The 12,624-nt window shown below is 43.9% G+C and carries 7 protein-coding genes; 2 read left to right on the top strand and 5 right to left on the bottom strand.

The window, feature by feature from the left end:
* Positions 1 to 31: 31 nt before the first annotated feature.
* From IEY67_RS14310 to IEY67_RS14300, 3 genes are all read right to left on the bottom strand, one after another.
* Positions 32 to 2,356: a GH92 family glycosyl hydrolase gene (locus tag IEY67_RS14310; RefSeq protein WP_183672082.1), complete on the bottom strand. Its 2,325-nt coding sequence runs from the start codon at positions 2,354 to 2,356 to the stop codon at positions 32 to 34.
* Positions 2,357 to 2,439: 83 nt separating this feature from the next.
* Positions 2,440 to 3,084 carry a nucleotidyl transferase AbiEii/AbiGii toxin family protein gene (locus tag IEY67_RS14305; protein WP_122356322.1) on the bottom strand — a complete coding sequence of 215 codons (645 nt, stop codon included), beginning with the start codon at positions 3,082 to 3,084 and terminating at the stop codon, positions 2,440 to 2,442.
* On the bottom strand, positions 3,039 to 3,365 hold the full coding sequence (locus IEY67_RS14300) for a DUF6922 domain-containing protein (RefSeq protein WP_007654232.1): 327 nt from the start codon (positions 3,363 to 3,365) through the stop codon (positions 3,039 to 3,041). Before IEY67_RS14300 ends, IEY67_RS14305 begins: the two co-directional genes overlap by 46 nt.
* 1,216 nt (positions 3,366 to 4,581) lie before the next feature.
* Here IEY67_RS14300 and IEY67_RS14295 point away from each other — a divergent pair.
* On the top strand, positions 4,582 to 7,722 hold the full coding sequence (locus IEY67_RS14295) for a SusC/RagA family TonB-linked outer membrane protein (RefSeq protein ID WP_122356324.1): 3,141 nt from the start codon (positions 4,582 to 4,584) through the stop codon (positions 7,720 to 7,722).
* A 29-nt stretch (positions 7,723 to 7,751) separates the two neighbouring features.
* On the top strand, positions 7,752 to 9,638 hold the full coding sequence (locus tag IEY67_RS14290) for a RagB/SusD family nutrient uptake outer membrane protein (RefSeq protein ID WP_122356326.1): 1,887 nt from the start codon (positions 7,752 to 7,754) through the stop codon (positions 9,636 to 9,638).
* Between the two features lie 185 nt (positions 9,639 to 9,823).
* Here the strand turns inward: IEY67_RS14290 and IEY67_RS14285 are convergent, their stop codons facing one another.
* Entirely contained in the window at positions 9,824 to 11,062 is a 1,239-nt protein-coding gene (locus IEY67_RS14285; protein WP_122356328.1) for a 3-deoxy-D-manno-octulosonic acid transferase, read from the bottom strand.
* 3 nt (positions 11,063 to 11,065) lie between these two features.
* Positions 11,066 to 12,583: a glutamate--tRNA ligase gene (gene gltX / locus IEY67_RS14280; RefSeq protein ID WP_183672081.1), complete on the bottom strand. Its 1,518-nt coding sequence runs from the start codon at positions 12,581 to 12,583 to the stop codon at positions 11,066 to 11,068.
* Positions 12,584 to 12,624 lie beyond the last annotated feature (41 nt).

Raw genomic sequence — 12,624 nt, 5'->3', positions numbered from 1 at the left:
AGATATTCAATCTATATAAAAGTCTTTTATCTCATTTTCCCCAATCCGAAGGCTCTGCCCCCATCTGTAACACCAACGTTCCCCCCTTCATCAGGTCGGCATGCATCAGATAACATTTATTGTAAGGATTTCCATTTAAAGTAGCCTGCTGGACATAGATATTTTCAGGGCTGTTATTGTGAGCTTCAATCACAAATGTCTTACCCTCCGCATAGTCAGGATCCAGATTGAAGACGATCTTCTCAAATACCGGGCTGGTCAGTTCATACCGCTGGTCGCCTGGACAAACCGGATGTAATCCACTAGCCGCCAATACGTACCAGGCCGACATCTGTCCTACGTCCTCATTACCGACCAATCCCAATACTGAATTTTTATAAGCATTCCGGCAAATATCCCGCGTCCATTTCTGCGTAAGTTCCGGAGCACCCAGGCGATTGAACAGGAAGGGTACATGATGTACCGGTTCGTTGGCGTGATTATAATATTGATTCCATAAATAGCCGGCAGGTGTTTGTTCAAACATATCCGTCAGATCAGCCAGAACCTTTTCCCGTCCGCCCATCAGTTTGATCATGCCTTCCACATCATGAGGTACAAACCATCCTTGCTGATAGGCATTACTTTCCACACAACCATATCCTTCAGCCAGTCTCCCCTGTTCCGGTAACGGCAAATATTCCCCTTTTTCATTACGGGGACGGAACCAGCCATAATCCGGATCGTAAAGGGTCGTATAAGTTCCTGACCTGCGTTCAAAAAGCTCCTTATCCGCCTCTTTCCCAAGCCATCCGGCCAAACGAGCCATACACCAATCGTTGTAGGCATATTCTAATGTATGAGAGATGGAACCCGGCGTATATCCGTTTTCATTATTTCCAAACATCCGGGATGTATTCAATGCATACTGATAAGCCTTGTCTATATCATACGAACGGATTCCCTTTGAATAAGCATCACATAACACTGAGATAGCCGGATTCCCCAGCATACAGCCCGAATAGGCATTCAGCAACTCCCATCGTTCCAGATAGTTGTTTCCGCTCTGGTCCGCAATCTCAACCAGCGAGTTTATCTGGTCATTGATCAGAGTCGGATTTATAATCGTTTGCAAAGGCATCTGGCTCCGGAAAACATCCCAACCACTAAAAATTGTCCGTTTAGAGAACCGGTCTGTTACATGCACCTGTTTATCCGCCCCCATATATTCTCCATTCACATCACTGCATACACGCGGATCGATCATCGTGTGATAAAGAGCCGTATAAAAGATATGCTTTTCATCTTCCGTCCCACCCGATACGGTGATTTTGGAAAGTGCGTCATTCCACAACTGCTGGCAGGAAGCCAATGTCGCATCAAAATCCCATGCATTCATTTCCGAATGAAGGTTCTCTTCTGCATTCCTCATACTGGTAAAAGAGATGCCGCTTTTCATCAGAATCTGATCTCCGTTTTTTGTATCGAAGTCAGCATAGAATCCGATATGCTTCCCCACATAAGAAGTTACGTCCGGAATGATCCGGGCATTTCTCACTACTTCATGATAGCGTTCACTCTCTATATCTCCGCGTTTGCGTGTCCAGTCGTCCGGTATATCGGCCGACCATACGCCATGCGACCGGAAAGGCCGGGAAAACTCGGCATAGAAATAGACGATATAGTCAGCTTTACCGTCGCCATTTCCCCAGCCGCCGCCTTCGGGAGGACATTTCATCTCTCCACGGATCGTATGGTCATTGATCACTTCGATAGCTTGCCAGGTAGAAGTTCCTCCCACCCTTCTTGCCAGATCTATCTGGATACGCGATTCTTTACTTTCAGGAAATGTAAAACGCAACATTCCGCTATGAGGAAGTGCCGTTGCCTCCGCTTTTATCTGATAATCCGTCAGCATCACAGAGTAATAACCGGCAGATGCTTTTTCCGAAGACTTATCGTACCGGGAGCGGTATCCCTTATCCGGTTCGTCCGATGTACCCGAAAATGTATGCAGTTTCCCTACCGTCGGCATAACAAGCAGGTTTCCCAGATCGCCATACCAGCCAATCCCGCTCATTTGTGTAAAAGCAAAACCTTCGATGGAAGTATGCTCATCACTATAACCGGAACCATTATCCCCTCCGGTAATCGTATTAGGACTGACCTGTACCATACCGAACGGAGCCGTCACTCCCGGAAAAGTTTTACCTAAACCATGATAAGATCCACCCGCATCCATACTGGTGGAGGCACCGATAAAAGGATTTACATAAGAAGATAAAATCTCTTGCGATTCCTGGTTATCTTTTACAGAACCACAAGAAAACGAAACAACACAGAGAACTAATGAACACAAACTAATATTTTTTTTCATAATGCTATCGATTGATAAGAATAATATTATTATGACTACATTTCAAATTTTTCCATTCAGCTAACCTATATATGAAATATAAATTAAGGAAGCGGAAACGACTCAAAAACTTTATTTTGAATTTGAGTCATATCAATCAATCTCCTTTCAATAAGTTTCCAATCATATTTACCATTCAACATAACAATATCTTCTTCGAAATCTATGTCATCAAAATAAGTAATAGCCTTGAAAGGTCTGATGAGATTTGACCCGGGGAATTTACGCTCATACAACCTAAGCATTGAATTAAAAGGAAAACGAGTAGATAAAAAAGCTATATCAATAAAATCTTTTAGCCGCGAACCATTATCGGCAATAGCTGAAAGTTTCATGGCTACGATATCCTCCATACTATACAATCTTATATCAGACTCGGTGTATGGCTTCTCAAGATAACCATAAGAATGGGTAATGCAGTCTATCTTAACACCGTCTATGGTTCCCTTCAAGGTATTTTTTTCCATGAAGTCAGTACGGAAACCATATTTATCACGAAGGAATATTTCTAGTTTCCCTGCATCGAATGATTCCGGTGTAAAAAGATCCAGATCAACACTGATTCTATGACCTAAATATAAGGCCAAAGAAGTTCCCCCTGCCAAATTAAAATTTGACATCACACTTTCACTTTCCAGCATTTTTAAGAGTTCAAGAGTTGATCTCGCAACAGTTTCCGTGTGTAACATTTTAATTCTTCTTTTTTAAGATTAAAGGCAATACAGACAAAATTCATATCCCGGGACGACAAATTGGGAACTTCTTTTATTATTTCCCTAAATCCTTCTATACCGCCATACAATTTAAATGCAGCATAAAAATCCTTTAGCCATCCCCTCTCTATGACACGTTGAACTACTACTTTTCTTGATTTCCACCAATCAAAATGAGACAAGTCATATTCCCAAAGCAAGGATGACGAGATTGATGTATCACCAGTGTATGTCTTATATTCATCAAATATAGTCATTTCCTGTTCTTTTTGTACCTATACAAATTTACTACATTTCGAAAGAAGACACAATTATTCAAACGTTTTTATTATCCATCCTCCTCACAGCAAATTGACAAAATGTCATCTTATAGCCTGCTGGGTAAGTTGTATGGATAGCCCGAAGGCGATGGTTGTTTTTATTCGATTGTAGAGAGGTTCGCCATCTTTGAGATGTCATAATTCTAGACATATTGATATTATTCTGTCGTATTATTTCTAAAATATCCGATATTTTATTGCAATATATGGTCACCTGCGAGCTTTTGAACACCGGAGAGTTAAGTGTTGTTCTGGTAGTTTTAGAAGCGATGAAATGCTTTAGAACATATAATCAGGCTCTCCCTACGCATATAAAATAACACATACGCCCTTAAATTAACAAGTATATACATTTAAACGAGTAGGTATTTCTGCTACAATCAAAATAAAACTTATTTAAAATGAAAAATAATTCGTTTAAAACGAGTTTACCTCTTTTCTCAACCGAGTTAAAAACGCGTATCAGCCAAACATTGTGTTAATAAATGTGTATATACATTTTCTATAAGAAGAGTAATACAGAACACGCGTGTTATCTTAAATCCAATTATTTGGTCAAACCGCCAACACATCGAACCTTATGCCGACAAAATGACATTTGTTTAAAACAAGAGATAGTCAATTATTATCAGAGGTTTACAGCTGACTGCAACTATGGCTTTGCCTGTACAAGTCAGTCGTGTCTCAAACGACGTATCTTCACAGTCTTTCCTTATTCTGTGAAACGTATCTTTCTCAAGAGAACAGAGGAACAATTCAAAACTTTTTTTGTTTTTATTTGCTTTATCCAACACTTCTACATATTTTTGTTCCCGTACACACCGATAAAGCGTTATTGGTCGGTACATTTTATTGATTACGGAAGCGTTTTAAAGATATTATCTTAGTTGGAAACTTCGACACTTTTCAATGTAGCTAGATAATAGACAACAAAAACGCTCACGAACCTTTCCTTGTTATATCTGTTCATAGGCATTGTTATATGCATATGTCTCTATGGATGTACAAGATAAAAGGGCGTGAGTTGTTGTTTATATTAGCTACAGGGCAGTCGAAGGCCTCCAACTAGATATAATCAACAATCCTCACGCCTTCTTTTATTTGTATAACCATCCACTCCGGGGATTGATGGATATCTAGTATTTACATTTGTATGAAAAATCATGTTCTCAGTTTTTTTCATCGACTTGCCTTGATACTATTTTTATCAGGGATGTTTATTAGTCAGGCCTATGCGCAAAGAACTACCGTAAAAGGTATTGTAAAAGATCATTCAGGTGAAGCACTTATCGGTGTTAATGTTATGGAAAAAGGAAAGACCAATGGAACCATAACCGGTAGTGACGGAATGTTCAGACTGAATGTGTCAGGGGAAAAGCCGATATTAGTATTTTCTTATATCGGTTATGTAACGCAAGAGATTCCTGTTACCAATCAGGAAATACTCACAATCACTCTAAAAGAAGATACCGAAGAACTGGATGAAGTACTGGTTATCGGTTATGGTACAGCTAAGAAAAAAGACCTGACAGGTGCTATTTCCCGTGTAAAAGCAGAAAAAATGGAAGCGGAAGCTCCACGGTCCGTTCAAGACCTGCTTCGTGCCAGTGCCGCCGGTTTGTCCATCAGCATGTCTACAGATGCTGCCGGTACAGCCGACCTGCAAATACGAGGAAAAAATACGTTAAGTGCAGGTTCTGCGCCTCTCATCGTACTGGATGGCGTCATTTACGACGGTTCCATGCAGGATATCAATGCCATGGATGTCGAAAGCATCGATGTCCTGAAAGATGCCAGTTCCGTTGCTGTTTATGGAGCCAAAGCAGCCAATGGAGTCATTGCCATTACGACTAAAAAAGGAAATACGGGTAAGCCGGTGATTACTTTCAATGCCAACGTCGGCCTGGTACATAATTCGCGCTTGCCTAAAACGGTTGACGGAGCAGGCTTCCTGGCATTTCGTCAGGAATATGCAGAGGGTCTGCTATCCCAGGACGAACTAACTGCACAACCCGGCAAGTATGCCGACCCGCGCACCTTGTCATCGATGGGAGTCGATCCATTGACATGGTACAATTACGACCAGAAAAATCCAGGTTCAGTGCTGCCTGATGACAAGACACTGGTCACAACCTGGCTGACCCGTCTGAATCTGCAGAATATCGAAATTGAAAATTATCTGAACGGTGTGGAGACCAATTGGGATGACATCGTTTATCAGACCGGTCTGCAACAGGATTATACCACCAGTATTTCCAACCGGACGGACAATTTCTCTTATTATTGGTCGCTGGGATACGCCGACCGTGAAGGAGTAAAAACCGGTGACCGCTACCGGAATTTCCGGTCACGACTGAATCTGGAATCGAAAGTTACTTCTTTTCTTACTGTCGGACTAAATTCTCAATTTGCGACCCGTATCGGCGGTTACCTGGCTGCCGATGTCGATCAGCGCGAGCATAATTCACCATACACGACCAACGAAATTGACAACCTGGATAGTCCGTACCGGATGTATCCTTCCGGCGACAATAATACCAAAAATCCGTTCTTCGACAACCTGTATCGCGACCGGCGCGATATCAACCATGATTTCAATGCCAATTTGTATGCTATCCTGAAATTACCTTTCGGGTTGGAATACCAAATGAATTTTACTCCCCGTTACCATTGGTACGAATATATGAACCATGAATCGTCCCAACATCCTGAATGGGCCGGAGAAGGCGGAAAGTCGGAACGAAAAAACGAGAAGACGTTCAACTGGCTGCTCGACCATATCGTACGCTGGAAACAGGAGTTCGGTAAGGATCACCGTGTAGAAGCGACGTTCCTGTTCAATGCGGAAAAGGGGCAATGGTGGCAAACGGTAGCCAAGAACCAGCAGTTTACCCCAAGTGACGTGCTTGGATACCATAATATCGGAGCCGGAGCCATTCCATCCGTCTCCAGTAACGATACCTACAAAACAGGAGATGCGTTGATGGGACGCGTATTTTATTCTTTCCGGGATAAATATCTGATCACAGCTTCGGTCCGACGTGACGGCTATTCCGCTTTCGGGCAAATGAACCCACGTGCCACATTCCCCGCATTAGCTTTGGGCTGGGTCTTTACTTCCGAAAAATTTATGAAGGCATCAGACAATTGGCTGAATTACGGAAAACTCCGTTTTTCCTGGGGACAGAACGGGAACAGGGATATCGGCCAATATGAAGCATTGGCTTCCCTGAATTCCGGACTGCATCCTTATATCGACCAGAACGGAAATGTCTATGTAACCTCCCAGATATACATCAACCGCATGCCGAACAGCGCATTGAAATGGGAACGTACGGCCTCTTACAATATAGGTATCGACTTCTCTGTGTGCGGAAACAGACTAAGCGGTAGCATGGAAACTTACATGGCCGAAACCAATGATCTGTTGGTGAGCCGTTCGCTGCCTTCCATTTTAGGGTACGATAATGTGAAAGCCAATCTGGGAACATTGACGAACCGTGGATTTGAGCTGACTTTGAATGCCAATCTGATAGAGAATAAAAACTTCTCTTGGAATTCAAGCGGAACCTTCTCATTCAACCGCCGGAAAATCAAACATCTGTATGGAGACAAAGAAGAAGTGAAGGATGCCGACGGCAATGTAATCGGATATAAAGAAGCGGATGATATAGCAAACAAATGGTTCATCGGTCACGATACAGATCAGATATGGGATTATGAACGCGACGGCGTCTGGCAGCTCGGAGAAGAAGAAGAGGCTGCCAAATACGGGAATAAGCCGGGAGATTTTAAATACATCGACCAGAACAACGACGGGGTAATGGATAACGACGATAAGATATTCCAGGGATATACAACTCCCCGTTACCGCTGGTCATGGAGAAATGAGTTTACATTCTATAAAAACTTCAATTTATCCTTTATGATGTATTCGCATATCGGACAATACGGGACATTCAACCGGGCTGCCAATACAGGCGGTATGTTCGACCGGTATACCGTAGTAGATATTCCGCGCTGGACGAAAGATAATCCGACCGACGATTACGGACGCCTGGGATCTAAAAACATCGGTAGCAATTATGTAAAAAAGACATTTGTACGCATGGAAAACATCACATTGTCGTATAATGTTCCGCAAAACTTCCTGAAAAAATTCTCCGTACAGAACATGCGTTTCTCTGTTGCCGTTCGTAACCCGTTCGTCATCACAGGATGGACTTTCGGAGATCCGGAAGGCGGCGACACGACGCTGAGAACCGTCAATTTCGGTGTAAACTTTACTTTATAAACATTGATCAACCTATAAGAATTAAGATTATGAACAATACAAAATATCTTATACTGGCTTTAGCCGCGTTACCTTTACTCAACTCCTGTAACGACAGTTGGCTCGAACCGAAGCCCCTATCCTTCTACACTCCGGAAAACACCTATGTAGACGCAGCCGGTTTGTACTCCGCATTGGTAGCCTGCGAACGGAATATGCGCCACGAATTTTTTACCGACGGCGCTCCGATACTAACGGAAATGTACACAGCAGATATTGCCGTACATGGGAAAACCGATGAAAGCGGTTCGCTGGTCGATTTCGATAACGAGATGCTTCCTGCCCGTACGAAGAATGATATGAAAGGCAAGAACGGATGGTATTGGGCAGAAGGTTTTAAAGGGATCAAGTATGCCAATATTGTGATCAGCCGTCTCGACGCCGCCACATTCAAAGACGAGGCAGAGCGGAATGCAGTGCTGGGCGGAGCCTATTTCCATCGTTCCTACCGTTATTACAAATTGACACATCAGTTCGGGAACGTCCCCTGGTTAAGTGAAGAGATCACCCGGCCGAAGCTCGACTTTTATTCCTATGACCGCTGGAGCATACTCGAACAATGTAAAAAGGATATGGAGTTTGCCTATCAATGGGTTCCTGAACAGATGGACCGCGGCAGGGCTAATAAAGATGCTTGCGGCATGTTATTAATGAAAATATGTATGTCGCTGGGAGATTTCGACCGCGCCATCGAAGTGGGAAAGGAAGTAGTTGCCCGGCATCCGTTGATGACAGAACGTTTCACCAGCAACCAGAACAAACCGAATACAAACCTGATGCATGACTTACATAGCGTAGAAGCTAAAATAGACATGAACAATACGGAAGGTCTCATGTACGTGGTGGCTTATCCTGACATTGTCGAAGCCGGAGATAAACGTATTTATACGATGCGTAACGGACTCCCCTACTGGGCCAAAGGGGCAGCCATCAAAACTCCGGACGGAAAATCCGGGACAGCTATTGTTCCGGCCTCCGAAGACAAGAACACGGAGATCGATAATGATGCCAATTACGGCCGTGGTATCGGCACTTGCCGCCCTACGAATTATTTCCAGTATGAGATCTGGACCGATAAGGAAAAGAACGACTTGCGCAGTCCGAATAATCACGACAGCTGGAAACGTATGGAGGATCTGCGATACAATGAGCCGAGCCTGAAGAAGAATAACAGTCCGTGGTATGGCCAGCCGCTGGTTCGCCCGAATGACATGTCCGTTGCCGACTCTATCCGTTGCTGGTATATGTGGCCGCATTACAAACTGTTTGTTCCGGACCCTACAAAAACACAGGATTACCAGGGCGGTGAAACTCCCTGGTATGTCTATCGTTCAGCCGAAACATATCTGATGATGGCCGAGTGCTACTATTGGAAAGGGGATAATGCGAATGCTGCCGCCATGCTGAATGTTGTCCGCAACCGCGCCGGGGCAGAACCTTTGACCGGAACGATCGGTATCGCCGAGGTATTGGCCGAACGTGCCCGTGAACTGTACTACGAAGAAAACCGCCATGTGGAACTGGTCCGCATGTCCTATCTGTATGCTAAAACAGGCAAGGCTTGTGAAGAATTCGGGGGGCGCATCTATAAATTAGATAATTTCTCCGGTCCGGGCGGAACCGGGACAAACTGTAAGGATGCTGGAGTGAACTTTTATTTCGATTGGGTGATCAAGCATAATAACTTTTACAACAAAGGAGTCGTTATCCCTTATGGCGAATACCGGATGAGCGTACATCATGTACTGTGGCCGGTTCCGGAAAATGCGATCAAGACAAATACCGGAGGAGTTATCAATCAGAATATCGGCTATCCGGGAGCAGAAAATAATATTACTCCCCTGATGGTCGGTGAAGAAGCTCCGGCAACAGAATAAATCAATGAGAAAAAAGCGCAATACATAAAAACATCAACTATGCGCAAGGCTCCGGGCTATTGAATGAAAGTGGAATACACGGGATTTTGAGAACCCGGAGCTTAAAAAAACGAGTACCGATTGACAGATGTCTGTTTCTTATCCGGCATAAACCTGAAAAACATCTGATCAATCGGTATCTCTTTTTAAAACTGAATCGTTTGTAATATCTTATCGGTTGCCCCGGCATTATCGCTAACGAAATGTCCGGCACTATTACCCGAAGCTTCCAAAACTTCATGATAAGTCAGCAACTCATCCATCTTATCGCAGAAAACCTGTTTATCCGATACGGAAAAACCTCCTCCCACTTTGATCAGGTCGCGTGCTTCCTTGAATTTCTGGTATCTGGGTCCGAATATGACAGGTATGCCATACACCGCAGCTTCCAATGTATTATGTATACCGGCTCCGAAACCTCCACCGATATAAGCGATCGTGCCGTAACGGTAGATCGAAGAGAGCAATCCGAAACTATCGATGATCAGGCAATCTTTTCCTTCCAGTAAAGACGGATCTTGCTTCACATCCGATAAACGGACAGAGGGACGCTTCAACAGCGACTCGATATACATCAGATGTTCCCGGTGGATCTCATGCGGCGCAATAATTAATTTCATCTCCGGATGTTCATTGAAATAAGGGATCAGTATTTCCTCATCCTGCGGCCAGGAACTTCCGGCAATAAGAGTAAGGTGTTTCTCTTCTCCTCCTTCACAAACAAAACGTTCCACATTCGGCAATTCACGGGCCTGGTTACGAACGTCCAATACCCGGTCGAAGCGGGTATCACCGGTAACCGTCACATTCCTGATACCAAATTCATTCAATAATTCTTTCGAGCGATCGTCCTGTACGAACAAATGTGTGAAGCAATAAAGCATCTTCCGGTATGAATAACCGAACCATTGGAAAAACAGCTGGTCACGACGGAAGATAGCAGAAATGATATAAACAGGGATGCCTCTGCGTTTTAACTCATGCAGGTAATTTCCCCAAAACTCATATTTTATAAATACGGCAATAGCCGGGTTTGCCAGATTCAGGAACTTTTTAACCCGGTAAGGCGTATCGAAGGGCAGATAACAAATGACATCTGCCCCATTGTAATTCTTACGAACCTCATATCCCGAAGGAGAAAAGAAAGTAAGCAGTATTTTATACTCCGGATGTTCCGCCTTGATCTTCTCCATCATCGGACGGCCCTGTTCGAACTCGCCCAGGGAGGAAGCATGAAACCAGATATATTTTGCATTCCGGTCGATCTTCTCACGAAGAATAGAATTCGTCCTCCACTGCCCCAGACGCATGATCCGGGCCTTTTTATGGAATGGAGATATCAACGCAATGATAAATGCGTAAAAGTGGATTGCCAGACTATACATAACTTATTTAAGCACTTCAATCGCTCTTTCGATACGGCGAATAGATTCTTCTTTTCCTAAAGCTTCTGTAATATCAAATATGTGAGGGCCTTTTCCTTCACCGACCAAAGCCAGACGGGTAGCATTCATGATATTTCCCAAATGGTATCCTTTGCTTTCGATCCAGGCTTTCACTTCTTCTTCAGTTCCTTCGATATCGAACGGTTCACGAACGCGCAGCACTTCGATCAGTTCTGCCAACTGGGCTGCAGAATCGGCTTTCCAGCGTTTTTTCGTTGTCTTCTCATCGTATTCGGTCGGAGCAACAAAGAAGAATGCACAAACATCCCACAATTCCTTAATAAAAGAAACACGGTCTTTCATCATTCCTACCACTTTTTCCACATAAGCAGATTCGGCTTTTACACCGTGGCTTTCAAGGATAGGCATGAACAGTGCTGCCACTTCTTTATTGTCTTTCTTCTGGATATACTGGTGGTTGAACCATTTACCTTTTTCATAATCGAACTTGGCACCGGCCTTGCTGCAACGGGTAAGATCGAAATATTTGATCAGTTCATCCATGCTCATGATCTCCTGATCGTTACCGGGGTTCCATCCCAGCAGAGCAAGAAAGTTAACGACTGCTTCCGGCAAATAACCGCTTTCACGGTATCCCGAAGAAATATCGCCAGTCTTAGGATCATGCCATTCCAACGGGAACACAGGGAATCCTAAACGGTCACCGTCACGTTTACTCAGTTTACCGTTCCCTTCCGGCTTCAGCAATAAAGCGAGATGGGCAAATTGCGGCATCGTATCCGCCCAACCCAGATAACGGTATAACAGGACATGAAGGGGAGCACTCGGCAACCATTCTTCACCACGGATCACGTGAGTTACTTCCATCAGGTGGTCATCGACAATGTTTGCCAGATGGTAAGTAGGCAGCTGGTCAGCCGATTTATATAATACTTTATCATCCAGGATAGAAGAGTTGATCACTACTTCACCACGGATGATATCGTTTACATGGATATCTTCGTTCGGTTCGATCTTGATACGGACAACATACTGGTTGCCGGCATCGATCAATGCCTTTGTTTCCTCTGCAGAAAGTGTCAAGGAGTTGCGCATCTGCAAACGGGTAGATGCATCGTACTGGAAATTAGCGATTTCCTGACGTTTGGCATCCAGTTCCTGTGGTGTATCGAAAGCGATATAAGCCAGACCGTCGTTCAACAACTGATCGACATAGTCTTTATAAATAGCCTTTCTCTCACTTTGACGATAGGGCCCCTGTTCGCCTCCAAAGTTCACACCTTCATCGAACTTGATACCCAACCAGGTAAGAGCTTCAATGATATACTTCTCGGCTCCCGGAACAAACCGTTGAGAATCGGTATCTTCAATACGTAAAATCAAATCTCCGCCATTTTGTTTGGCAAACAAATAGTTGTATAAAGCAGTACGAACACCTCCGATATGCAGCGCCCCTGTCGGGCTGGGTGCAAAACGGACTCTAACTTTCCTTTGAGTCATAATTCTTTCATTCTATAATAATGCGGCAAAAGTAGTCCTTT

The organism is Parabacteroides faecis (genome assembly GCF_014647375.1).
GTDB classification, from domain to species: domain Bacteria; phylum Bacteroidota; class Bacteroidia; order Bacteroidales; family Tannerellaceae; genus Parabacteroides; species Parabacteroides faecis.
Note: the sequence above shows the minus strand (reverse complement) of the source record. Positions and strands in the feature narration are given on the sequence as shown.